General features: G+C 33.9%; 29 protein-coding genes and 1 riboswitch. Of the genes, 11 read left to right on the forward strand and 18 right to left on the reverse strand.

Features of this window, described 5'->3' with window-relative positions; genetic code table 11:
* Positions 1-20: 20 nt before the first annotated feature.
* Together JFU23_RS08605 and JFU23_RS08610 are read right to left on the reverse strand one after the other, a co-directional pair.
* The gene (locus tag JFU23_RS08605; protein WP_002143077.1) at positions 21-815 is read right to left on the reverse strand and encodes an SDR family oxidoreductase; all 795 of its coding nucleotides are present in this window, start codon (positions 813-815) and stop codon (positions 21-23) included.
* A gap of 9 nt (positions 816-824) precedes the next feature.
* Positions 825-1778 (reverse strand): MBL fold metallo-hydrolase, encoded by a 954-nt coding sequence (locus JFU23_RS08610; protein WP_002014957.1) that lies wholly within the window; start codon positions 1776-1778, stop codon positions 825-827.
* A gap of 166 nt (positions 1779-1944) precedes the next feature.
* Here JFU23_RS08610 and proI point away from each other — a divergent pair, with 166 nt between their 5' ends.
* A complete protein-coding gene (gene proI / locus JFU23_RS08615; RefSeq protein ID WP_002066991.1) occupies positions 1945-2784 on the forward strand; it encodes a pyrroline-5-carboxylate reductase ProI in 840 nt (279 codons plus the stop codon).
* Positions 2785-2841: 57 nt separating this feature from the next.
* Here the strand turns inward: proI and sdaAA are convergent, their stop codons facing one another.
* The 4 genes from sdaAA to rnz form a co-directional block, all read right to left on the reverse strand.
* Entirely contained in the window at positions 2842-3720 is an 879-nt protein-coding gene (gene sdaAA / locus JFU23_RS08620; protein WP_002033842.1) for an L-serine ammonia-lyase, iron-sulfur-dependent, subunit alpha, read from the reverse strand.
* An 18-nt stretch (positions 3721-3738) separates the two neighbouring features.
* A complete protein-coding gene (gene sdaAB, locus JFU23_RS08625) occupies positions 3739-4398 on the reverse strand; it encodes an L-serine ammonia-lyase, iron-sulfur-dependent subunit beta (protein ID WP_002088527.1) in 660 nt (219 codons plus the stop codon).
* 45 nt (positions 4399-4443) lie between these two features.
* Positions 4444-4590 (reverse strand): hypothetical protein, encoded by a 147-nt coding sequence (locus JFU23_RS30540; protein ID WP_158080567.1) that lies wholly within the window; start codon positions 4588-4590, stop codon positions 4444-4446.
* A 552-nt stretch (positions 4591-5142) separates the two neighbouring features.
* On the reverse strand, positions 5143-6066 hold the full coding sequence (gene rnz, locus JFU23_RS08635) for a ribonuclease Z (protein WP_201031753.1): 924 nt from the start codon (positions 6064-6066) through the stop codon (positions 5143-5145).
* Between the two features lie 188 nt (positions 6067-6254).
* Between rnz and JFU23_RS08640 the strand changes: the two genes are divergently transcribed.
* On the forward strand, positions 6255-6506 hold the full coding sequence (locus JFU23_RS08640) for a DUF3932 family protein (RefSeq protein WP_201031754.1): 252 nt from the start codon (positions 6255-6257) through the stop codon (positions 6504-6506).
* Between the two features lie 40 nt (positions 6507-6546).
* On the opposite strand, the gene JFU23_RS08645 is transcribed toward JFU23_RS08640, so the two are convergent.
* A complete protein-coding gene (locus tag JFU23_RS08645) occupies positions 6547-6663 on the reverse strand; it encodes a hypothetical protein (protein WP_002067056.1) in 117 nt (38 codons plus the stop codon).
* Between the two features lie 239 nt (positions 6664-6902).
* Between JFU23_RS08645 and JFU23_RS08650 the strand changes: the two genes are divergently transcribed.
* From JFU23_RS08650 to JFU23_RS08680, 7 genes are all read left to right on the forward strand, one after another.
* Positions 6903-7313, forward strand: a complete 411-nt coding sequence (locus JFU23_RS08650) for a hypothetical protein (protein WP_201031755.1) — start codon at positions 6903-6905, stop codon at positions 7311-7313.
* A 116-nt stretch (positions 7314-7429) separates the two neighbouring features.
* Positions 7430-8221, forward strand: coding sequence for a hypothetical protein (locus JFU23_RS08655; RefSeq protein ID WP_061689287.1), 792 nt, complete (start codon positions 7430-7432; stop codon positions 8219-8221).
* Between the two features lie 731 nt (positions 8222-8952).
* On the forward strand, positions 8953-9813 hold the full coding sequence (locus JFU23_RS08660) for a hypothetical protein (protein WP_201031756.1): 861 nt from the start codon (positions 8953-8955) through the stop codon (positions 9811-9813).
* Positions 9800-10444 carry an ATP-binding cassette domain-containing protein gene (locus tag JFU23_RS08665; protein ID WP_201031757.1) on the forward strand — a complete coding sequence of 215 codons (645 nt, stop codon included), beginning with the start codon at positions 9800-9802 and terminating at the stop codon, positions 10442-10444. The genes JFU23_RS08660 and JFU23_RS08665 overlap by 14 nt, the downstream gene beginning before the upstream one ends.
* A gap of 12 nt (positions 10445-10456) precedes the next feature.
* The gene (locus tag JFU23_RS08670) at positions 10457-10966 is read left to right on the forward strand and encodes a hypothetical protein (RefSeq protein WP_201031758.1); all 510 of its coding nucleotides are present in this window, start codon (positions 10457-10459) and stop codon (positions 10964-10966) included.
* Between the two features lie 546 nt (positions 10967-11512).
* A riboswitch (M-box (ykoK) riboswitch) is annotated at positions 11513-11680 on the forward strand.
* 331 nt (positions 11681-12011) lie between these two features.
* A complete protein-coding gene (mgtA, locus tag JFU23_RS08675; RefSeq protein ID WP_201031759.1) occupies positions 12012-14717 on the forward strand; it encodes a magnesium-translocating P-type ATPase in 2706 nt (901 codons plus the stop codon).
* 76 nt (positions 14718-14793) lie between these two features.
* The gene (locus JFU23_RS08680) at positions 14794-14943 is read left to right on the forward strand and encodes a hypothetical protein (RefSeq protein WP_162014387.1); all 150 of its coding nucleotides are present in this window, start codon (positions 14794-14796) and stop codon (positions 14941-14943) included.
* Here JFU23_RS08680 and JFU23_RS08685 read toward each other — a convergent pair.
* Positions 14936-16174, reverse strand: a complete 1239-nt coding sequence (locus tag JFU23_RS08685; RefSeq protein WP_201031760.1) for a DNA polymerase IV — start codon at positions 16172-16174, stop codon at positions 14936-14938. The two genes, JFU23_RS08680 and JFU23_RS08685, sit on opposite strands and share 8 nt — an antisense overlap.
* Before the next feature lie 142 nt (positions 16175-16316).
* Here JFU23_RS08685 and JFU23_RS08690 point away from each other — a divergent pair, with 142 nt between their 5' ends.
* A complete protein-coding gene (locus JFU23_RS08690; RefSeq protein WP_000809197.1) occupies positions 16317-16523 on the forward strand; it encodes a hypothetical protein in 207 nt (68 codons plus the stop codon).
* 51 nt (positions 16524-16574) lie between these two features.
* Here JFU23_RS08690 and JFU23_RS08695 read toward each other — a convergent pair whose 3' ends face one another.
* Together JFU23_RS08695 and JFU23_RS08700 are read right to left on the reverse strand one after the other, a co-directional pair.
* Positions 16575-17693 carry a tripeptidase T gene (locus JFU23_RS08695; RefSeq protein WP_201031761.1) on the reverse strand — a complete coding sequence of 373 codons (1119 nt, stop codon included), beginning with the start codon at positions 17691-17693 and terminating at the stop codon, positions 16575-16577.
* 127 nt (positions 17694-17820) lie between these two features.
* On the reverse strand, positions 17821-18366 hold the full coding sequence (locus tag JFU23_RS08700) for a GNAT family N-acetyltransferase (RefSeq protein WP_002015105.1): 546 nt from the start codon (positions 18364-18366) through the stop codon (positions 17821-17823).
* A 188-nt stretch (positions 18367-18554) separates the two neighbouring features.
* Here JFU23_RS08700 and prli42 point away from each other — a divergent pair, with 188 nt between their 5' ends.
* The gene (prli42, locus tag JFU23_RS08705) at positions 18555-18647 is read left to right on the forward strand and encodes a stressosome-associated protein Prli42 (protein WP_000549036.1); all 93 of its coding nucleotides are present in this window, start codon (positions 18555-18557) and stop codon (positions 18645-18647) included.
* A 90-nt stretch (positions 18648-18737) separates the two neighbouring features.
* On the opposite strand, the gene JFU23_RS08710 is transcribed toward prli42, so the two are convergent.
* The 8 genes from JFU23_RS08710 to JFU23_RS08745 form a co-directional block, all read right to left on the reverse strand.
* Complete coding sequence (locus JFU23_RS08710; protein WP_002088543.1) at positions 18738-18977, reverse strand: DUF3894 domain-containing protein; 240 nt, start codon at positions 18975-18977, stop codon at positions 18738-18740.
* Between the two features lie 64 nt (positions 18978-19041).
* On the reverse strand, positions 19042-19602 hold the full coding sequence (locus JFU23_RS08715; protein WP_002015103.1) for a L,D-transpeptidase: 561 nt from the start codon (positions 19600-19602) through the stop codon (positions 19042-19044).
* A 16-nt stretch (positions 19603-19618) separates the two neighbouring features.
* Complete coding sequence (locus JFU23_RS08720; RefSeq protein WP_201031762.1) at positions 19619-20587, reverse strand: aromatic acid exporter family protein; 969 nt, start codon at positions 20585-20587, stop codon at positions 19619-19621.
* 156 nt (positions 20588-20743) lie between these two features.
* Positions 20744-21901, reverse strand: a complete 1158-nt coding sequence (locus tag JFU23_RS08725) for an RNA-guided endonuclease InsQ/TnpB family protein (protein WP_201031763.1) — start codon at positions 21899-21901, stop codon at positions 20744-20746.
* Positions 21902-22280: 379 nt separating this feature from the next.
* Positions 22281-23003, reverse strand: a complete 723-nt coding sequence (locus JFU23_RS08730; protein WP_002088545.1) for an amino acid ABC transporter ATP-binding protein — start codon at positions 23001-23003, stop codon at positions 22281-22283.
* Positions 22996-23655, reverse strand: a complete 660-nt coding sequence (locus tag JFU23_RS08735) for an amino acid ABC transporter permease (protein ID WP_002067073.1) — start codon at positions 23653-23655, stop codon at positions 22996-22998. Before JFU23_RS08735 ends, JFU23_RS08730 begins: the two co-directional genes overlap by 8 nt.
* Before the next feature lie 36 nt (positions 23656-23691).
* Positions 23692-24471 carry a transporter substrate-binding domain-containing protein gene (locus tag JFU23_RS08740; RefSeq protein ID WP_002192550.1) on the reverse strand — a complete coding sequence of 260 codons (780 nt, stop codon included), beginning with the start codon at positions 24469-24471 and terminating at the stop codon, positions 23692-23694.
* Positions 24472-24721: 250 nt separating this feature from the next.
* Positions 24722-25135 carry a BrxA/BrxB family bacilliredoxin gene (locus tag JFU23_RS08745; protein ID WP_002015097.1) on the reverse strand — a complete coding sequence of 138 codons (414 nt, stop codon included), beginning with the start codon at positions 25133-25135 and terminating at the stop codon, positions 24722-24724.
* Positions 25136-25173 lie beyond the last annotated feature (38 nt).

Here is a 25173-nt window from a genome sequence, read left to right on the forward strand (position 1 = left end):
GATTTCCATATGGAAATCTCCTATTTTTTACTTAATGATTTGCCTGCAACGCGTTCAAATAAACCTGGGAATAATGCGTAGAGCTTTGGCCCCATTCCCATCCACTTCGGCAAGTTTACTTCACGTTTTTTCGTTTGCATCGCCTTTACGATTTGTTCTGCTACATATGTTGGTTTTAACATGTAACGTCCCATATTTTTCACATATGTACCTGATTGATCGGCTATTTCAAAAAAGTTCGTATCTATCGGTCCTGGGTTAATTGCTGTTACATATACATTTGTGTTAGATAACTCCATACGTAAACTATTCGTAAATCCTAATACAGCGTGTTTTGTTGCTGCATAAGCACTCGACTTCGGAGTTGCAATTTTTCCAGCCAATGAAGCAATATTAATAATTTGTCCTTCGTTCCTTTTTACCATATTAGGTAATACCGCTTTCGTACAAGCTACTAATCCAAATACATTTACTTGAAACATATCCTTTACTTCATCCATTGAAGCATCTTCAAACGTTTTAAAAATACCAAACCCAGCATTATTTACCAATATATCAATACGTCCTACTTCTTGTAATACCTTTGAAAAAACAGATTGTACTTTCGTTTCTTCACTTACATCTAATACATAGTAATAGCAAGGCGTATTATAAGTTACTTTAATTTTGTCCGCTAATGCTTGTAGCTTCTCTTCTGTTCGAGCCATTAATACCGGCGTCGCCCCTTGCTCTGCAACCTGCATTGCCACTTGCTCTCCAATTCCACTAGAAGCACCTGTAATGACGATTACTTTTTCTTGTAAACGTCCCGTCATTGCTGTCACCTACTTTGCATAATAAATCAATTGTTGTGAAGATTCATCAATCATCACCTGTTGATTATATGCTAAAAAGTCTAATTGTCCAACAGTTTCTGAGATAGTAAGTGGTAATTGCTCTTTATATAATACCGGAAATAGTTTTACACACACCTCAAATGCTGTCATTGGCTTTTCCTTTAATAGTTCAAGCACTTTAAAAGCACGTGTCTCTTGCTTTTGTAATCTTGTTTCAATAAGTTGTTTCACATTCAGAACATCTTCCCCATGCCCTGATAAAATCCGTGAAATATTCATTTCACTTAAACGTTTTAACGTTTGATTGTACTGCAATAAGGGATGCGCTCTTTCTGTTTGCCCTTCATATGGTGGTTCTAATATTGGATTTGAAGAAATATGACTAATGAGAGCATCCCCACCAATTAATATTCCATCAGATTCTCTATATAATGAAATATGAGTGGAAGCATGACCCGGGGTTTCAATCACTGTAAATCCAGGTAACGAATCTATACGATCTCCCTCTCTCACGGTATGTGTTAACGATCTATTACAAGAATATTTAAGTGTCTTCGTCGTCAATAACGCCTCACCATTCAGAAATACTGCTGGAACGCCGAACTGCAAGGCTGTCTCTTTAAAAAATTCATGATACCTCTTTAAAAATTCAGCATTCTGTGTAATCCACGGTTCATTCCAAGGATGTCCGATAATCTTTACTTTTTCAGAAAATGTATTTAAAAGTCCGCAATGATCCGCATGGTGATGCGTAATCACTACCGTTTCAATATCTTCTATCTTATATCCTAATGCACCTAATTGACTTTCTAGTGCTTTCTTTGCTTCTTCTGTATTTGTCCCTGTATCAATTAACGTTAATGTTTCTCCCTCAACTAAAAACACATTCACTGTCTCAACTGCAAATGGAACAGGAATCTCCATTCGATGAATCGCCGTCATGCTTAGCCCCCCCTGTCTTTTTCCGGTTCAAAAATGAATACCTCTTCAGTTTACAACTTCCCTATAAATTTGTCATTATTTTCAGATAAAAAGAGGTCTTTTCCATAACATAACGAATGTATGTACATTTATAAGTATTTCTAACCAAATTTAAAGGAGGCACATCATGTCTATGCAAAACATTTCCTTTCTCGGTGCAGGCTCTATTGCCGAAGCGATTATTGGTGGCTTATTAAACGCAAATGTTGTTAAGGGAGAACACGTCACTGTAAGTAATCGTTCTAACGAGACAAGATTACAGGAGTTACATAAAAAATACGGTGTCAAAGGTACACATAATAAAAAGGAATTACTTGCTGATGCAAATATTCTTTTTCTAGCTATGAAGCCAAAAGATGTCGCAGAAGCGGTTATTCCTCTTAAAGAATACATAAATAATGACTTGCTTATTATTTCGTTATTAGCAGGTGTTTCTACTCATTCAATTAGAAACCTACTTCAAAAAGACGTTCCGATTATTCGTGCAATGCCAAATACATCTGCAGCCATTTTAAAATCCGCTACCGCTATCTCACCTTCAGAACACACAACGGAGGAACATATTCGCACTGCAACATCTTTATTTGAAACGATTGGTCTCGTCTCTGTTGTAGAAGAAGAAGATATGCATGCTATCACTGCATTATCTGGAAGTGGACCAGCTTATATTTATTACGTGGTAGAGGCACTGGAAGAGGCAGCAAAAAAAATTGGTTTAAAAGAAGATGTTGCAAAATCTCTTATTCTTCAGACGATGATTGGTTCTGCTGAAATGCTAAAAGCAAGCGAAAAACACCCTTCTATTTTGCGAAAAGAAATTACTTCTCCTGGCGGAACAACTGAAGCAGGTATTGAAGTATTAAAGGAGCATAATTTTCAACAAGCATTAATCTCATGTATTACACAAGCAACGAAACGATCACACGATCTTGGAAAAACATTAGAAGAAATAGCAAAAGAAAAATAAAAAACGGAGCTCAACTTTATTTGAGCTCCGTTTTTACTTTAATCATATGATATGCTTTTAGTTATTACTCTTACCAAAAATCTCTTCTTGCAAACGACGACCTGTCGGTGTTGCTGCAAGGCCACCTTCTGCTGTTTCACGAAGTGCTACTGGCATCGTTTGTCCAATTCTAAACATCGCCTCAATGACTTCATCACATGGAATTGTACTAGTTACACCAGCTAATGATAAATCAGCTGAAATCATGGCATTCGCAGCTCCTGCTGCATTACGTTTTACACAAGGTACTTCTACAAGCCCTGCAACAGGATCACATACTAAACCAAGCATATTCTTTAATGAAATCGCCATCGCTGTAGCTGCTTGATCTTGTGTTCCACCAGCCATCTCAACTGCTGCTGCAGCTGCCATTCCACTTGCTGAACCTACTTCAGCTTGGCAACCTCCTGCCGCGCCAGAAATACAAGCATTATTCGCAACAACCATACCGAAAGCTCCTGCTGTAAATAAAAATTCAATCATTTCTTCGCGTGTCGGCTGTAATTTTTCTTGTAGTGCAAACAGTACACCTGGCACTGTTCCAGCAGATCCTGCTGTTGGTGTTGCACAAATAATTCCCATCGCCGCATTTACTTCATTTGTCGCAACAGCTTTACTCACTGCGTCCAAAATTGTATCTCCAGATAAACCTTTTCCACTCTGCATATACGCTTGGACTTTCACAGCATCCCCGCCAGTTAAACCAGTCGGTGATTTTACACCACGAATACCGCGTTCTACTGCTTGTTCCATCACGACTAAGTTCTTTTCCATTCCAGCAATTACTTCTTCACGTGAGATATTTCTTGTTTGCATTTCACATTGAATCATAATTTCTGCGATTTTTACATTTTGCTCTTTAGCTTGCGCCACTAGTTCCGCTGCGTTCCGAAACATGGTGTGTCCCCCCTGCAATTAATCCATAATAGTTACTTGACAAATATTTTGTTGCCCATTTATTTCCGCAATTACTTCATCTGCTAATAATTCATCTGTTTCAATGACCATAAGCGCTCTTCTTCCTTTTTCTTTACGAGAAACACTCATTGTACTTATGTTAATCTCATGCTTAGCAAGGATTGAAGCTACAGCTGCGATAGCACCAAAGCGATCGTTATTTACAATAAGTAGTGCTGGACTCGTGCCTGTTAATTGAAGATCGAATCCGTTTAATTCTACAACTTCAATTTTACCGCCACCAATTGAGCAAGCAACAACTTCAATTTCCTCTTCACCTTTATACAGACGAATTTTCGCTGTATTTGGATGCGGAGCATTTGCATCTTCTTCAATGAATTCCACTTCAATCCCGCGTTCTTTTGCAATATCTAACGCACTTGGAATACGTAAATCATCTGTTTCAAATCCTAGTATTCCACCGATTAGCGCTACATCCGTACCGTGACCACGGTATGTTTTTGCAAATGAACCATATAATGAAATGCTAACTCTCTCTGGTTCATGACGAAACAGCTGACGAGCAACTTGCCCCATTCTTGCCGCGCCTGCTGTATGTGAACTTGATGGACCAATCATAACCGGACCAATAATATCAAACACTGAGCGATACTTCATCATAACTCCCCCTAAACCTCTATGAAAAAATTATTTACTATTCTATTAAGCTACCGAATCGGTTGCTGTTCCAGTCGTACCACGAATTTGTTCCGCTGTAAGAATTGGATAGTTTTTGAATAACAGTGAAGCAATATATCCTGAAATAATACCAGTTATAATAATAAATAAGAAACTTAGCATTACCTGCATTTAAAAATAATATAAGATAGTCCACAATAAAGTCTGGTAGCAATCCAAAGTTTAACACAGAACCCCCTACAAGCATAGCATAAACAAGTGAAACTCCCATTGCTTTCATACCTTTTGATATTTTAAAGCTAAAAAGGGAAAAAAGACTTAGTACAAATAATAGTAATATCCTTCCTATTATAATTTCCATGTTGCTCTCTCACGATTTAGTCAACTTCACTTGTTATGACAAATGGCTAAAACGCATGTAGCCTACAATAAATTATAATCTGCCCTCATTATAGCTTGTTTTTAATAAAACGCTTACTTTTAATGAATTTTAAAAGTTCTGAATAAAAATCCATTTTTGCTACTTGTACCAATCGTATGTCGTCTGACTTATATAACAGTTTTTCTAAATAATCGTTATTATGTATTTTTATCCTATATCTTCACATCATTAAAACTTTCTGTGTCATCCTATATAAAAACAAAATGATAACAGTTTTATTTTTAATTTTTTTAGAAATAAAAAAAATGGCAACCTATCGTCACCATTTTTTCACAACATTATTATCTTTCTACTGGAAATGATTTTAAATCCGTAGCTATTTCTGTATTAGAAAATAGCTCTCTTGCCTCTTTCAATAATTCCTTATATGTATCTCCTTGATAACGAGAACTAATATGAGTCAATATTAAGCGTTTTGCATTTGCCTGAACTGCAATACTCGCAGCTTGCTTAGATGTGGAATGAAAATAATCATACGCTTGTTGTTCATCTTCTGCCGCAAAAGTTGCTTCATGAACAAGTACGTCAGCATCTTGCGCAAGCTCTCTACTCGCTTCGCAATATCGTGTATCGCCTAAAATTGTAATAACTCTTCCTTTTTGAGGCGGGCCAATAAAATCTTTTCCATCTAACACTGTGCCATTCTCTAATTCAACTACTTCACCATCTTTTAAGCGTTTAAAAACTGGACCAGGTTTCACACCCATTCCCAGTAACTTATCCACTAAAAGAGCTCCCTGTATATCTTTCTCTACAATTCGATATCCGAAGCATTCAATTCCATGTGATAACCTTTTTGTTTCTACACAAAATTCATTATCCTCAAACACAATACCTTCTTCCGTAATCTCAACGATTTCAAGTGGATATTTAACATGTGTCGTACTTACTAATAATGCCACTTCAATAAATTGTTTAATTCCTTTTGGTCCATACACTGTTAAAGGTGTAGTCCCTCCTTGAAACGAACGGCTTCCTAATAAACCAGGCAACCCAAAAATATGATCACCATGTAAATGCGTAATAAATATTTTTTCAATGCGGCGTGGACGTACTGATGTATGCAATATTTGATGTTGCGTCGCCTCGCCACAATCAAATAACCAAGTCTGTCCTCGTTCTTCTAGCAATTGCAGAGCAATTGCTGAAACATTCCTTCCTTTCGAAGGAACACCTGCACCAGTTCCTAAAAATACAAATTCCACTTTCTTTCCTCCAGCTCTTTATATAATCTACCTTTCATCTTACGGAATGTTATTTCAAATGGCAAATCGAATTTACATAACCAATCATCTAGACAACTATATAACACGAACGTTATAATTAAAAACTTAGTAATCGTTCGTGTTTTGTGTTAAAATGATTATACTACATTTTAAGGGAGCGTTTTATTATGAAAGAAGTATTTCGTTTACAAACTGATTTTTCATCTTCATTTGATCGCTGGGTAAGTTCTTTCGTTTCTGATCACCCAGCACAATTAGAATGGACGACTTTAAAAGAATTAATCCATGAATATACAACAACACATACAAATGATTCGTTACCAACATATATTTCTTCAGCTTTAACATATTACGCACAACGCGTTTCAACAACAAGTAATTCAGAGATTGTTATTTTTGAAAATGCTACAATCTCGTAATCTAAAATAAAAAAGCACTGATTACAGTGCTTTTTTATTTTTACTTATTTAACAACCAGTCATCTTCTGTCCAAAAATCTGTATACATACTCCGATCAAATTCATCTAAAATTATCTTTTCACTTGATTTATTAAATAATCCTTTTACTTGTAGCACAATTGAAACAACTATATTGTATCTTTTTTGTAAATATCTTTTCTTTATTTAATATCTATAAGTAAAACAGTTGTTATTGCTTGAAAAACTTTGTGTAATGATATGTTTTACAAGATATTTGTTAAAAAGTTATAGCTAATATTAAAGAAATATTAATATTTGTAAATCTATATATATTATTTTATTTCATGTGCTATATTTTTTAAGGGCTTACAAGTAAAAGAATAGGAGGAGTATAAATGAAAAAAATAACGGTTCTAACTTTAACAGCAGGAATAGCCTTATCAAGCTTTGCAGCAGCAGCAGCAGCAAAGTCTAATCATGAAGATAGACCCTGGTCAAATGTATATCGTGTTTACAGTCCTAATGATGAAACACCATCTCAACCCTCATATAATAAAACGGCTTATTATATGAGGGTTGACAACATGTCGGGATTAGATGGATATTTCAATGCCTGGGCTGCATTAAAAGATGGTACTGATGTTTCGGATGGTCATTCATACAAAATGCGTGATGGTCAAGAAGAATTCTTATACAATTTAGCAGTTGAGAAATATAATTCTGGTATCAAGGTTAAAATTGATACCAGAAGATGGGCTGAGGGTACAGCAAGTGGTGTTTGGAGCCCGGATAGTATTCGTAAATAATTATATGAAAAATGAACTTATAAATATAATACTTTATATTCTTGTAAGCCTTTCCTCGTAACATTACATATTTTAAATGTTACGAGGAGTATATTTGAATTTTTAAGAGGTGAAACATGGGTACTTATTTTAATGAAAGAATGAATAATAGGAATTTTTATTTTTCGCTTATGTTAGGAATAGCCTTATCTTGTGTATATATATTATATTATGTAATTCCACTAGCCGATAAAAAGGATGTTATCTTCACTCCATATACAACTTGGATGGGAATTAATAGTATTGTAACACCTTCCTTTTTATTTTTCTTTATACTTCCAGTGATTGCAAGTTTACCTAGTTCATCGATCTTTCAGGAAGATAAAAAAAATGGATCTTTTTTGTTTGTAATTATAAGAAGTAATTATAAAATGTATTTTCTTAAGCTGTTTAGTAAAACCTTTTTTATCGGTGGCTTTGTTGTTATTATTCCATTGATTTTAAACATTTTTTTATCATTTATGTTTCTTCCAAATGTAAATCCTGACGAAGTTTTAAATTCCAATATAGGGATGTATGAGCGAGCGACCTTTTTTATTAACATTTATTTCACTCATCCTTTTATTCATATGATGTTATATGCAGTTATTGCTTTTGTTTATGGAGGAGCATTTGCTTTGTTTTCTCTTAGTATGTCCTTTTATGCCAAGCATACTTTTGTAACTTTATTAAGTGCTTTTTTATTACAACTTTTTTTAATGATAATTAATTTATTTTATCCTATGCCCCTCGCTCCTATATATTTCTTATCTGAATCCCATATATATCATGGAGCCAATATTATTGTTTCTATTTTAGTGTTAATAGGGATTTTTATTTTATCGATAATTTTATTTTTAAGAGGAGTAAAAAGACATGTTATTTTATAGCCTTTTGAAAATGTATTTATTAGAGTTGTTTCAAAAACGATGGTTATTTGTGATTAATATTTTATTTCTTATAGTTGGTGTGTCTATTCACCTCATTAGATCATTTTACTTTTTATCTAATGATTCTTTGTTTTCATTTCTTAGTACTTCAAGAGATATGAAAATAGTGTTATTTAGTTATCTTCCATTATTGTTACTTTTTTTCTATTCATTTAATTATACGGATAAGAATGTTTATATGTATTTTAGACATAAAACTCGTCAATCATATTGTTTTCATTTAATCATAAAAATTGTAAGTCTAACAATCATCTATTCAAGTATCTATCTGTTAATTGTAGGAATTAATTTTTTTATTGTAAAAGAAAAAATAGTGATTTGGTTGCTCACATCTTCAAGTTGGTTAGTAATTACATATTTTATAGTATCGTTATGGCTAGTAACTGTAGCAATATGTATTTTTGCACAAATACTAGTTTTTTTCATTAAAAATAAAGCTATTTGTATTTTTACTATTTACTTCCTTATTACGATAGATCAGTTGTTAGAAAAAAATATAATTTCTCTTTATTTTGGTCAAAAGGTTTGATTTTTCAAGAAAAAGATTGGTTTCTAATAGATATAATCTTGATGAAATTGGCTTTTATGTTAGGGATTATTAGTATTTCATTTGCTATATTGAATATTTGTTTACACCGGATGGACTTATATAACGGAAGTGATTAATTACGATGAAAAATAGTGTTTTTTATAAATTATTAAAAAGGGATTTAATATTAAGCATTCATATTATGAAATTAAGATTGATAATAGTATTTATTGTTTATAGTGCATTGGTGGGGGGAGCGGCATTTTTATTAAAGCAATCAGCCCAGTATAGAGAGCTACCTTCAAATGCTATAACGGTTCTTGATGTTTTATATGAATTACTAAAAGGGATATCTTTTAAAGAAGTTGAAATGGGGCGATTCCAGCTTCCAGTAACATGGCTTATATTACAATTATCTTATTGTTTTATATTAGGTACTTATGTAAGAGCTGATTTTATACAACAGACACCGTATCTTTTAGCCAGGAAAGTATCTAGGTATCAAGTATTGTTTAGCAAATTTATTAGTACAGGTATACTAACTATTTGTATAACTTTATTATTTTATATTGCCGTGTTCTTCTGGGGAGGTATTTTTTGTTCTTATCAATTTAACTGGGGGATATATACAGAAAATATTAATCCTAAAATTTATAATCATTTAAAAGAAACCATTTTTGTTATAAAAAGCTTTACTTTACAACTAATAACATCTTCCTTATTAGTTTGGGTTTATTTAATTGTGTCTACTAAATTTAAAAGTGTTATTTCATATATAGTGATTATAGTGATTATTACCATGACTATATTTATACCGGTTATATGTAATCCGTTCGATAGTATGTTAATTCGTAAAAATTTATTTTACGTTAATAATGAACATTTTCTATATTCTATTTCCTATTTTCTTTTGTGCGCTTTTTTTCTATGGATAAGTGGTTATTGGGTAGGGAAAACATTTGAATTTGTTAATAGAAAGGATGATTCTGATGATATACATTGAGGCCAAGCATGTTTCTAAAATGCTAAAAGGTAATATTATTTTAAATGATGTTAATTTTGAATTAGAAAAGGGAAAGATTTATGGTTTTAAAGGGAGAAATGGTTCAGGTAAAACAATGCTTTTTAGAGCTTTATTAGGATTGATGAAAATAGATAGTGGTGAAATATTAATAGATAGAAAAATAATTGGTATTGATCATCCGTTTCCTGAAAATACAGGCATTATCATTGAATATCCAGGATTCATTCCAGACTATACAGGATTTAAAAACTTAAAACTATTAGCTTCTATTCAAAATAAAATAACGGATAAAACAATTAGTGAAACAATGGAGCTCGTAGGATTAAATCCAGAAGATAAAAGAAAAGTAAAAAAATATTCACTTGGAATGAAACAAAGATTGGGTATAGCACAAGCAATTATGGAAGATCCTAAGTTATTAATTTTAGATGAGCCTACAAACGCTTTAGATGAAAATGGAATTAGGGATATAACTAAAATCTTATTAGATTTAAAGTCTACAGGTACAACTATATTAGTTGCGAGTCATGATAGTGAAACATTAAATTTAATTGCAGACAGAATATTCCTAGTTGAAAATGGTAAAGTATCACTATCTTCAGAGATGTAGAGGGAGAAAGATATGAATAAAAAACGATATGTTTTTATGATTATTTGTACATTTTTTATATTAGGGGCATGTTGGAGATATCAGGTAGTAAATAATTTAAATGAATCTTATATTGTGAAATCAGAGAATATTAATCTAGGTCAATCATTTAATACAGATATATTTAAATTTAGCATTAATTCTTTCAAGAAGAAACAAGTAATTGATGATAATGGAAATAAAGAAATTCATTACCTTTTTGATATTGAGGCAACAAATAACACTCAAACGGAACAAACAATTTTTACAGATTTGCATATATTGGCACCTTTAAAAGGAGTTAATAAGACGAATGGAATGTTTAATGAGAGTACAAAGAAAACTATAGTTTCATGGGAGAGGTTACAAAACCATAAAGGCATTGCAACAATGAAAATGAGGGAAAGTTGGGGCGTTGCACTTAATACACCTGCGAAATTAGTATATCTAGGAGAAAAAGATGGTAAGAGAATAAAATACATATTAGATTTACCTAACAATTAAAGGCCTAATTCGATTGTTGATTGCTGAATGAGATAAAATCACCTTTTCGATTAGATGGTTTGTAATATATGACCTAGCTCTTACTATTAAACAAAGAAAATATTCCTACTGTGGTGCAAATATGAAAAATATACGTTATCAATCTAAAAATGCCAATAGAGCCCCGAAAGAGGTTCTATTGGCATTTTAGATTTTAACAAATCCTTTAAGGCAAAAAAGTATAAAAATACTTTTTTACCTCTCTCATCCATGCTCATTTGTGTAATAATCGTTCCATCTACGTTTAAATAATTTTCTCCATGAGAACATAAATCTTCTCGCTCATTAAACAACCACTTCTGATTCTCAGATATTTATTATAAAATTTGGCGGTTTCATTATACATGCACCTCTTACAAAACATTTATTTTCCCACATTATCTATAAACAACATAACCCACTCCATTCCATATATCCATTATAAATCTATTTAATTTTTCAAAAAAACAGATTAAAAAGATATTGACACTACGATTTTACAGTGCTAACATTCAACTTGTAATTGAATATGGTCTCTGTTAGGTGAGGCTCCTGTATAGAGAAACGCTGCTGCCCAAAAATGTCGAGAGACGCCAATGGGTCAACAGGAAAGGTCGGAATGAAGGCCTTTCTTAACGTAGCTGGTTTCAGTACCTATGCTATACAGTGCTAAAACTCAACGAGGGAGAGGTGCGTATGTTTTGTCATACACAAAAACTGTTTTTACCTATGTTTACTAACAGTCTTTGTTGTTGACTCTTTTTGACTACGAATTCAGACCTTTACTCGTTTTGAGTAAAGGTCTTTTTTATATCTTTATGCACCCTACTATGAAACAAACATAGCATATTCAGAAACTACTAATTGTACGGAGGTGAGGAACAGTGGCAAGTGATGATTCGGCCCAGATACCCATATGTTTTACATTTATATTTCATCATGTAGGTAGGAAAGAAGCTGTTCCTCCCTGTTTAAAATAGTCGAGTAACAGATTGTTTCCTCCTTCATGAAAGAGGAGGAACTACCAATGTTAAATTTACAAAGACAAGAAACGAAGCATGCTTACGATCAAGATAGCATGAAAGCAAATAACGAATTATTAGTGGAAGTTGCAACAAAGGATGTAAACTCTGCGTTAAAACTCTTAGAAACAACACAAGATGGACTCTCTAAACAAGAAGCGTCTCGTAGACTTTCTTTATATGGTCCGAACGAAATCGCTCATAATAAAACATTGCCGTGGTACATTCAATTTCTGCTGGCATTTAAAAATCCATTTATTTTTGTTTTGTTAGCTCTTGGAGCACTCTCTTTTTTCACAGATGATATACAAGGAACAATTGTCGTATCTGTAATGGTACTGCTAAGTGCAACGATTCGCTTTTTACAAGAATTCCGCTCTCAGAAAGCGGCGGATAAGTTAAAGGCTATGGTTCGAACAACTGCGAGTGTCTTTAGAATAGATGGATTTGTACACGAAACAAAAAACGTAACAAATTTAAATCGAAATTACACAACAGAAATTCCAATTGAAGAACTTGTACCTGGCGATATTATTTCACTTTCAGCTGGTGATATCGTGCCAGCTGATGTGCGTATTTTATCCGCAAAAGATTTATTTGTTAATCAGTCTTCTTTAACCGGGGAAGCACTTCCTGTAGAAAAATACGAAAACTGCTACCATACGGAAAATAAACATATATTACCGAAAAACATGAAAAAAAATTACAATCCGCTCGATATGGAAAACCTTTGCTTTATGGGTACAAATATTGTTAGCGGTAGCGCAAAAGCTGTTGTTGTTTCAACTAGTACGGATACGTATTTCGGCTCTTTAGCAAAAAAGGTTATCGGAAAACGTGCAGAAACAAACTTTGATAAAGGCGTAAACAAAGTAAGTTGGCTCTTAATCACATTCATGCTTATTATGGCACCCATCGTCCTTCTCATTAATGGATTCACAAAAGGAGATTGGCAAGAAGCTTTTTTCTTTGCTATTGCTGTTGCAGTTGGCCTTACACCTGAAATGCTGCCAATGATTGTAACTGCTAATTTAGCTAAAGGCGCCGTGAACATGTCTAAACAAAAAGTAATTGTAAAACAGCTCAACTCAATTCAAAACTTAGGTGCTATGAACATTCTTTGCACAGATAAAACTGGAACTTTAACAGAAGATAAAGTTGTCCTAGTTCGTCATTTAGATCCTAACGGAAATGAATGCGATCGTGTATTACACTTTGCCTATTTAAATAGCTTCTATCAAACTGGATTGAAAAATTTAATAGATAAAGCTGTTATTGAACATACAGAGGAGAACCATAAATTTGATCCATCAGCTTTTCAAAAGCTAGATGAAATTCCATTCGATTTTGCTCGGCGTCGCATGTCTGTCATCGTGAAAAATATTTTAGGTGAACATACAATGGTTTGTAAAGGTGCCGTAGAAGAAATTTTATCAATTTGTAACTACACTGAAGTTGATGGACAAATTGTCCCTCTCACTGAAGAAATGAGAGTAAATGTAAAACATCTTAGCGAAACTTTAAATAGTGAAGGAATGCGTGTCATCGCTGTAGCATACAAGAACGATAACAAACCTTATCATAAAGCTTATGCAGTACAAGATGAATCCGCTATGATCCTTACTGGATATATCGGCTTTTTAGATCCACCTAAACCATCTGCTGCTTCTGCAATTCAAGCATTGCAAAAACATGGCGTACAAGTGAAAATCTTAACAGGCGATAACGAAATTGTTACAAAAAAAGTTTGTAAAGAAGTGGGATTAAATATAGGTGAGCCTGTCCTCGGTTACGAAATTGATTCTTTACCAGATAAAACATTAGCAACACTGGCAGAAGAAACAACAGTGTTCGCAAAACTAAATCCAATGCAAAAGTCCCGCATCATTCGCGTATTGCAAGGTAATGGTCATACTGTAGGTTATATGGGGGATGGTATTAACGATGCCGTTGCACTACGTGATGCTGATGTTGGAATATCTGTTGATACTGCTACTGACATTGCAAAAGAATCTTCCGATATTATTTTACTTGAAAAAAGTTTAACTATATTAGAAGCAGGTATTTTAGAAGGACGCACTACTTTCGGCAATATTTTAAAATATATAAAAATGACAGCTAGCTCTAACTTTGGAAATGTATTTAGTGTATTAGTGGCAAGTGCTTTCATTCCATTTTTACCGATGCTTGCAATTCATCTCTTAATTCAAAACTTACTTTATGATATTTCACAACTTTCAATTCCATGGGATAAAATGGATAAGGAATTTCTAGAGAAGCCTAGAAAATGGGATACTGCAAACTTGCGTAACTTCATTATTTGCATCGGTCCAATTAGCTCTATATTCGATATTATCACATTCATTGTCATGTGGAATGTGTTCGGTGCAAATACACCTGGAGAACAATCGCTATTCCAATCTGGTTGGTTTGTCGTTGGGTTGCTAACTCAAACATTAATTGTCCATATGATTAGAACACAGAAAATTCCGTTCATTCAAAGTACAGCATCAATACCAGTTCTTATATTAACCGCTTGTATTATGGCAATCGGAATTTACATTCCATTCTCACCACTTGGTGCAGCAATTGGTTTACAAGCATTACCACTAAGCTACTTCCCGTGGCTCATAGGAATATTATTAGGTTATGCTTTCTTAACACAATTCCTGAAAAAGCTTTATATTAAAAAATTCCACAGCTGGTTGTAAAAATGAGAATGAGTGGGTATTTCTCACTCATTCTCAAAAAATATAACATGTACTTATATGTATGGAGGTAACCATGATGATATGGTATGACATCGTATTAAGGTTATTTATAGCAATTATTGTAGGAGCTTGCATCGGAATGGAAAGACAATGGAGACATCGAATGGCTGGATCCTCTCTTCCATCTAAAAAAGAAGGGTTTAAATCTCTAAAACCTTCTACATAAACTTATTTTCTAATTTTTGCTGAAACGACTTTTCTTGCTTACGCAATAATTGACTACCTCTCTGTAAAAGAGGTGTTCCATACTTTTCATTAATTTGATCAATAACAGCAAGTAACGGCTCTTCTTTCGCATCTTCTTCGAATGAAAACAAATCTAACTGTTTCACTGATTCTGTCTTCCACTCTAATTCAGTAGCTGTAACACCTAATAGACGAACAGAATCACCATTCCAGTGTTGCTTCCATAAACGTGATGCTGCTTGGAAAATAACCCGTTCTTCCCATATTGCATTTTTCAATTGTTTACTCCGTGTTACCGTGCGACGATCATGGTATTTAATCATAATTTGAATGTTATAACTAACGAGAGTTCGTTTTTGTAGCCTTTTGCTTACTGATTTCGATAATCTTTCTAACATATCAAGTAATTCTTTTTCTTCGTCCATATCCTTTGAGAAAGTCATCGAATTTCCAACGCTTTTATGTTGTCCCATTTGATTCGGATCAACTTCCCTGTCATCCATACCTTTTGCACGTTTTTGTAAATCAACACCGTGCTTTCCAATTTTAGCGCGAATGATATGCTCGTCTCCTTTTGCTAACTGTTCAATTGTATGTATATGAATGTCTTTTAGTTTTTCAGCTGTTTTCTCTCCGATTCCATGCATCTCTGCAACTGATCGTGGCCAAATAATTTCTGGGATATCACGTTTTCGAAGTACTGTAATTCCAAGAGGTTTTTTCATATCTGAAGCAGTCTTTGCTAGGAAAAGGTTTGGGGCAATCCCAATGCTACATGGAAGCTGTAACTCTGTTAGTAACGCTTGTTGAATCATCTTCGCTATTTCAAGAGGCGAACCGAGCGCATAGCAATCTGTAATATCTAAATACCCTTCATCTATAGAAAACGGTTGTATTTTTTCTGTAAAACGGGAAAGAATTTGAAACATTTGAAATGAAGCTTCTCGATATAATGTAAAATTAGGGTGCCTCACAACTAATTGCGGGCATAATCGCTTCGCTTCCCATAGAGGCATCGTCGTACGTATTCCATATTCTCTCGCCTCATAACTACATGTTATGATAATCCCTTTTCTCTCTTTTTCATTCCCCGCAATCGCTAATGGCTTTCCTTGTAATGATGGGTCATGAGCAATTTCAACAGATGCGAAAAAACAATTCATATCTACATGTAAAATAACACGTCCATTTTTCGGATACATTTCTCGCATACTACTCACCCCTTAAAGAACATTTGTTCCTTCATTATATCAAATTTCTTTACACGTTATAATAATTATTGGTTTTTCTCTATCTATTTTTTGCTATACTGTACGTAACAAATGGATATTATTGTAAAGTAGGTGAATCGTTATGAAACAACATAATAAACTCAATTATGTATTTATTATTATTATAGTAATCCTTGCGATTAATTATTTGTTACTTCCCCTTTTTAACATTAACATTTACGCTTTAGGAATCTTCTCTCATTTCATACGTTTTACAACAACTTATGTACTTCCGTGGGTCTTCTTATATTGGCTTATCCGCCTTGTGAAAGCAATTGAATCAAAATAAAAAAAGACGTGTAAACCATAATTGGTTCACACGTCTTTTTGACTTTATTACTTACTTCGCTACTTCTTCGATAATAGCTACAACTAATTCTGCTGTTTTCGCTAATTCTTCAACAGGAATTTTTTCATTTGTTGTATGAATTTCTTCATAACCAACTGCTAAGTTAACTGTTGGGATACCATGTCCTGCGATTACGTTCGCATCACTTCCGCCACCACTTTGGTGAAGAGAAGGCGTACGACCAATGTTTTCAGCTGCACGTTTCGCAACTTCTACAACGTGATCACCAGCAGCAAACTTAAATCCTGGATACATAACGTTTACTTCAACGTCTGCATGACCACCCATTTCTTTTGCAGTTGTTTCAAATGCTTCTTTCATTTTTGCAACTTGTGCTTCCATTTTTTCATTTATTAAAGAACGAGCTTCTGCAAAGATTTGAACATGATCGCAAACGATATTTGTTTGTGTACCACCTTCAAAACGTCCAATATTTGCAGTTGTTTCAGAATCGATACGACCAAGTGGCATCTTTGCGATTGCTTTTGCTGCGATAGTAATTGCAGATACACCTTTTTCTGGTGCTACGCCAGCATGAGCTGTTTTCCCGCGAATAATCGTATTCACTTTCGCTTGTGTTGGCGCTGCAACTACAATTTCACCAACTTTTCCATCACTATCTAATGCATAACCATATTTTGCTGTAATGCGCTCGCGATCTAACGCTTTTGCGCCAATAAGACCAGATTCTTCTCCAACTGTAATAATAAATTCAATTTTACCATGAGGAATGTTTTTCTCTTTTAAGACACGAATTGCTTCAAACATAGATGCTAATCCAGCTTTGTCATCGGCTCCTAAAATTGTAGTACCATCTGATACGATATATCCATCTTTAATAGAAGGCTTAATTCCATTACCAGGAACTACTGTATCCATATGAGAAGTGAAATAAATTGTATCAACACCGTCTTTTGTTGCTGGTAAAGTACAAATTAAGTTACCTGCACCATGACCAGTCACATCCATCGTGTCATCCTCAAATACTTCTACACCTAAAGCAGTAAATTTCTCTGTTAACACTTTGCAAATTTCTGCTTCAAATTTTGTTTCAGAATCTACTTGTACTAACTCCATAAATTCATTTACTAAACGTTCTTGATTAATCATAAGACTGCGCCTCCTGCACTACCATTATGTATGTAACAACATTAATTATAACAGAATTTCGCAAAAGTTTCGAAATACAAGACAAAAAACAGATGGTTAACACATCTAGATACCCATCTGCCTTCTATTACTCGTTTAACAATACCCAGCGCATATGATCTTCCCAGATGCCATTTACCATTAGCATTTTTCGAGATACACCTTCATATTGAAATCCTATCTTCGTCACTACTTGTATAGATGCTAAATTTCGTGGCATAATTGGTGCTTCTATACGATGTAAATGAAATTCTTCAAAGGTAACTTGAATTGCTTTTCTAAGCGCTTCTGTTGTGTAACCTTTATTCAATTCTTCCTTATCTAATTTATAACCGAGTACACAAGATTGATAAATTCCGCGAACAATTAGATTAAATGAAATACATCCAATAATTTTTGTATCATCACCCTTTTTAAAAATCCAAAGCCTGATAATCTTGCCTTCCGCGAACTCTTTTCTATCCTTTTGTAACTTTTTCTTTTGATAATCTAACGTGAAAAACCCCTCCGGTCTATACTCTTCCCACGCTTTTAAAAATTCACGATTTTTGTCGTAATATTGAAGAACTTTTTCCGCATACGACTCATCAATTTCTCTTAAATGTAAACGATCTGTCTCGTATATTTTCATCATTGTATCTCCATTCTTCAGCTTGCATAACAAAAAATTAATAATCTATCTTTTAACATATTCTCTACGTATGCTCAAATTTCCTGTAATATTTTGCACCCCCTTCCCGAATTTTGTCCTTTCTCTCCCCTTGTCCACAATTTCATTTCTCGTTACAATGAAATTGTACTGATTTGCAAGGAGGTTTAACGATGCATAAAAAAGCTCAAAAAATTATGGTTTATATAATGCTAATTTCTATGCTTGTAACAACATTACTTACTGGCGCAAGTATGTTTTGGTAAAAAGGACGATTCACTCGTCCTTTTTTTACTGCTTACACATACAAAATAGACCATCTCGAAATCGAGATAGTCTATCTTGTAATGAACATTTTATTTTATATATATTACAATTGCTACAATGCTAAAGGAAAAGGCCATTACAAGTGCTATTACAAAACTTGTATATTGTTTCTGCTGAAATGCCCCAATAACAAAAGTAAGATTGAGTAATGCCATAAATACGATCGCTACAACGTAAGAACATATATTAAAAGTTGCCAATATGAATGTAATAACAAATAGAAAACCAACACAAAACTGCATGTAAGAAATTTTTGGATTTAAATACATATGAGCAACCCCTTTACTCAATTATCTTTATATATTCTCATTAACGCATGGTTATGTACACATGTCAAGACAACTTATAATAAAAGAAAAAGCCAACCGTTTCGTTGACTTTTCCAAATACTATGGCCCCTTTTTCCTTCGCCAATTGCTGAAATGTTTTTTTCGATTTCACAATCGATACTTTCGTTCCAATTGGAATACGATCAAACAAATATTCCACATCATGTTTCTTCATTCTTATACATCCTTGCGAAATATATTTTCCAATTGAACTAGGTTGGTTTGTCCCGTGTATCCCATACTTACTTCCATCCGTGCCTCTTGCATTAAATCCCATCCATCTCGATCCAAGTGGATTTTTGGGAGAGCCCCCAGGAATATCCTTCGCAATATAATAGGGATCCTTCGCCTTCAATACAATGTCAAAGGTTCCTTCTGGGGTTAATTCATTTGTTTTCCCTGTCGCTACTGGAAAAACCTTTTGGATCTTCCCATCATCGATGTAAGCTAGTTTATTCGTTGCTTTATTTACAATTATAAAAGGATCTCCAGCACGTGGGTTATCACCAAGAGGCCAGATCGGTGATAGAGAAAGACATAATAATAAAGAAAGAAGATACGGCATATATAGTTCCTACCTTCTAAATAAGTTCTTTTATATTATCCTTTCCCTTAAAACGACTTTTAATGAGTAAATATTGCTCCATCTCATAAACAAGTTGAACAAGTTTTGCACGTATTTCAAATTCTTCTCGCGAGACTGGTAAAGGCATTTCTCTAAATACTTCTCGCATTTCTTGAAGTTGTCTTAACGAAATGACCCCTGTACTTTCAGGTCGAATAGAATTCCCTATATTTTCAATTACGTCTGCAATCATATCAGCTTGTTCATACGTCCAAGATAGTGATGCAGCTAATGGTATCATGCGCTCCAAAATTTCAAATTGTTGCATACGCATATCAAAATACCGATAATAATAGTCATCTTCACGCATAAATTCATTCTCAATTTTTTTAAATGATAAATCTTTCGCTTCTTTCAGCATCATTTCTGTTTCAATTAATTCGGCCCCACTCCAATTACTATCTCGATTCCGTAAATAAACGACCATTTCAAACAAAATCGTTCTGAAATGCTCTTCTATTTTTCCTTGATACTCTTTCAGTTTATTCTCACTGCTTGGCATGTACATGTTTACTAATAAAGCGACACTAATTCCAATCGTTAATATAGCAATTTCATTACCAACTATAGACCATGTAATTTGCTTTAATGAATACAGATGCATAACGATAACCGAACTCGTGACAATCCCTTCTTGAATTTTGCACATAACTGCAGTTGGAATAAAGGTAAGCAGTAATACGCTAATCGCAAGTGGTGTATAACCAATCGTTTCAAAAATACAAAACGCAAATACCATCGATAATACACAAGCTAAAAAACGGTGCAACGATACTTGAACGGATTTTCGTTTCGTATTTTGCACACATAAAATGACTAAAATACCAGCTGAACTATAAAATTCTAATCCTAATAGCTGAGCAATAAACACTGCCGCTCCCGTTCCAAGCGCTGTTTTCACTGTTCTATATCCAATTTTAAACATATCATTACTGCTACAAAAAATATAGACAAATGTATATTCTTAGAGTATTCCTGCTTCTATGTGTCCTGTCTCACCACTAACTCGCTACTACAGTTTGATCTAACACTCCACAGGCGTAAATTCCAATGTAGCCCACCGTACATATATACAATCTATTCACGTTAGTATTGTATATTTTTTTGCTTGTAAAAGGTTGATTGACGCGTTCAAATCTCTATCCATTACATTTCCACATTCACATGTATATACTCGGTCAGATAGCTTTATATTCGCTTTCTTTTGACCGCAACATGAACATAGCTTTGAAGATGGATAGAACCTGTCTACTTGACGTAGTTCAATTCCATATTCCTCACATTTCGTCAATAACCATGTTTTAAATGTATAAAAGCACTGCTTAGCAACTGCTTTAGATAGATGTTTATTCTTCATCATACCTTTCACATTCAAATCTTCCACTGTAATAAACGTTGGCTTGATTTTCACCACATCATTTACAATAGACTTTACATACTCTAATCGAATATTTGCTAGCCTGGCATGTAGTTTTTGCACCCTAAGAATATTTTTATCTATATTCGCTCTTTTGTTAGTAACAGATTGTTCACCTCTCTTTTTTATATTTTCAAATTTACGCGATAAAGAACGTTGCTCACGTTTTAAGCGTTTTTCTATCTTTTTTACTTGTATTGTTTTATTAATGTTTTCATGAACGATACCGTCGCTACGTATAGCAAAATCCTTCAACCCCAAATCAATCCCTACACCTGTTTGATTGAGTATTGGCTTCGTTCCTGCTTCTTCCCATTCGCAAAGCACAGACACAAAATATCTTCCTGCTCTTTTACCTATCGTTCCACTTTTTACAATCGCATTTTTGGGGATATGCCCATATTCTTTTAACCTCATCCAACCAATCGTTGGGACTTTTACCCTATGTCTTTCTACTGTCCAATCTGTTTTGTTGTTTTTAGGAAAATAGCATTTCACATCTTGATTCTTCTTTTTCTTATAACGTGGAAATCCAGATAAACCCTTAAAAAATCTTTTAAAAGCTTTATCTCCATTCATAATTGCCTGTTTTACCGCTTTACTAGATACCTTTTTAATCCATTGGCTACATTCTTTTGTATAGACATTGTTTAGCCATTTAGAAAAATCATATCCACTCAAAAACTTTCCCTCTGATTCATACATCTCTTTGTTTTTGGAGAGATACAGATTGTAAACGTACCTACACACTCCAATTGTTTGATTGATCTTGATTATTTGTTCATTTGTCGGTTTCATCTCTATAAAATATGCTCTTCTCATATCTCTTTATCCCTCGACATTTTTTGTATTTTCTCAATCATATATCCTACGACTACATACATGAATGATAGATAGCAAATCTTGAACAAGTTCTTCTTGTGGAGATCGTTTTTCATTTATTTTTTTGATTTCGATAAGCAGTTAAAACACCTGAATTATCCCATCTTTTCAATGTTTCAATAGACATATGAATTATTCCCAAAAATTCTTTCAACATATACTCGTTCATAATTATATTTTAATACATATGTCTATGATGGTTTACTTTTTTGACTACTGTTTAATGCTCCTATATGTATAAACGTATTTACAGTTAGTATAAAAAAAGGATGACGCAATGTCATCCTTTTCTACCTATTATTCACGTACCCTTCACATATTACAATATCTTTTGCAAAAATTCTTTTGCACGGTCACTTTTTGGTGCTGTAAAAAACTCTTCCGGATTACTATCTTCTACGAGCTTTCCACCATCTAAAAAGAGAACACGGTCTGCTACTTCTTTTGCAAATCCCATTTCATGTGTAACGATTGCCATCGTCATTCCTGTCGTAACTAATGATTTCATAACTTCTAACACTTCTTTCACCATTTCTGGATCTAGCGCAGAGGTAGGTTCATCAAATAACATAACTTCCGGTTCCATCGCTAACGCTCTTGCAATTGCTACACGTTGCTTTTGTCCTCCTGAAAGACGATTTGGATATGCATCTTTCTTATCTAATAACCCCACTTTTTCTAGAAGTTTCTCAGCTTTTTTTTCAGCTTCTTGCTTCGTTACTTCTTTTACATTGATAGGAGCATACGTAATATTTTCTAATACAGTCATATGAGGGAATAAGTGAAAATGTTGAAATACCATTCCGACATTTTCACGAACGTGCATAATATTTGTTTTCGGATTCGTTACTTCTTCCGTTCCAATCCAAATGTGACCATCTGTCGGCGCTTCCAATACATTCATACAGCGTAAAAACGTTGACTTTCCAGATCCAGACGGTCCAATAATTGCAACAACCTCTCCTTTCTCAATCGTTGTTGTAATTCCTTTTAATACTTCATTTTTCCCAAATGATTTATGAAGGTTGTCAATTTTAATCACTTTTCTTCATTCTCCCTTCAATGGCTTTCCCGACTAATGTAAGAATAATTACTAATATATAATAAATAAGTCCAACAAAAAGTAATGGCTCAAGATATTTAAATGTTTCACCACCTACAATATAAGCACGGCGCATTAAATCAGTCGCTCCTATTACGGTTACTACAGCCGACTCTTTCGTAAGTGTCGCAAACTCATTCACAAGTGCTGGTAATATATTTTTTAAAGCTTGAGGAAAAATAATATTTCTCATCATTTTACTGTACGGAATACCTAAAGCCATTGCTGCTTCTGTTTGTCCTTTATCGACTGCTTGAATGCCGGCACGAATTACTTCTGACATATATGCACCTGAATTTAAGCTAAATGCAAGTACAGCTGCTAAAAAGGCCGGTATCTCATAACCCATCATTTGCGGAACACCGAAATAAATAATCATTAATTGTAATACTAGCGGTGTGCCACGAAATATTGACGTATAAATATCTGCTGCAATATTTAATACTCGTATTCTAGCAATTTTGCAAAGTGCTAATAACGTTCCTAAAATAAATCCTACCACAGCTGATGCAGCTACAATTTTCAATGTAACTTCTAATCCCTTTAATATATATGGTATTGAAGGCGTAATTGCCGAAAAATCTAGATTCATCCTTTTCATTCCCCTCACAGAAAAGTGAAAGGCAGCTTATTTTCCGCTGCCAAACCATTTCTTCACTAATTTATCCATTTCTCCATTTTCTTGCATTTTCTTAATTACTTTATTAAATTCTTCTGTTTTATCACTATTTTTCGGAAGAGCAATTGCTGCACCTACTTCTTCTGGTGCTTCTTGAATTTCAATTCCTTGTAGTTCTTTCATTTTTTCTAAATAATTTTTTGCAACTGTGTCTTCTATAATTGCAGCGTCAAAACGACCAGCTTTAATTTCTTGTACGATTTCTGGTATACGGTCACGTCCCTCAGCTTTGAAATCGACTTGTTTCTGAAATTCTTTTGCCTTTTCTTCTTGAATTGATCCTGTTTGTACTCCTACTTTTTTCCCTTTTAAATCTTCTAACGATTTAATATTAGAGCCCTTTTTTGAAACGATCATATTTTTTGCAACAAAATATATATCTGTGAAATCAGCATTATTTTTACGCTCTGCAGTTGGCGTCATACCCGCCATAACGAAATCAACTTTTCCTGAATTAAGAGATGCTAATAATCCGCCGAAATCCATGTCTTTCACTTTCACTTCGTATCCAAGTTCTTTTCCGATATATTTGGCAATATCAACATCAAAGCCGATAATTTCATCACTTTTTGAAGCTTCCACGTATTCATACGGTTTATAGTCTGCTGAAGTCCCCATAACGAGTACTTTTTTATTTTTTCCCGTAGCCTTTTCTTCCCCATTACTACAAGCACTGAACATACTTACAATTAAAATAAGTGCAAACGATATTGATAATAACTTCTTCATCTTTCTTCCCCCTAATAATGTATATTTAAAAGTTTAATAGAATATTTATTCGATGTTTGTATTGTATCAGCACTTTAATTTTTATGCAATATATAAAATAAAAATAAATATAAAAACAGTATTAAAGCTGTTGTTAATGCATAAAAACATGCATAAAATAACAACTTCCTGCATGTTTAATTATTTTAAAAACTAAATAAAAAAGGCGGTACACCCACTTGATTGTGGACGTACCGCCTTTTTCTCTTCCTTATAGTTCTTCGCAATTATCTTCGAAATAAGATTGTAGTTTTGCAATTACTTGCATTGGTTCATGACCTTCAATTTCATGACGTTCTACCATCGTTACAATTTTTCCATCTTTCAATAACGCAAATGATGGAGATGAAGGTGGATATCCTTCAAAATATTCACGAGCTCTTGCTGTTGCTTCTTTATCTTGACCCGCAAATACCGTTACAAGGTGGTTAGGGCGTTTATCATAATGTACGGAATGTGCAGCAGCAGGACGAGCAATGCCACCTGCACAACCACATACAGAGTTTACCATTACAAGTGTTGTACCATTTCTTTTAAATGCTTCTTCGACTGCTTCTGGTGTCGTCAATTCTGTATATCCCGCAGAGACAATCTCTTCACGCGCTTGACGGACAACATCATTCATAAAAAAGTTAAAGTTAATCAATCTTTTCCCTCCTCTAA

The sequence above is a fragment of the Bacillus sp. TH50 genome (genome assembly GCF_016650565.1).
GTDB classification, from domain to species: domain Bacteria; phylum Bacillota; class Bacilli; order Bacillales; family Bacillaceae_G; genus Bacillus_A; species Bacillus_A mycoides.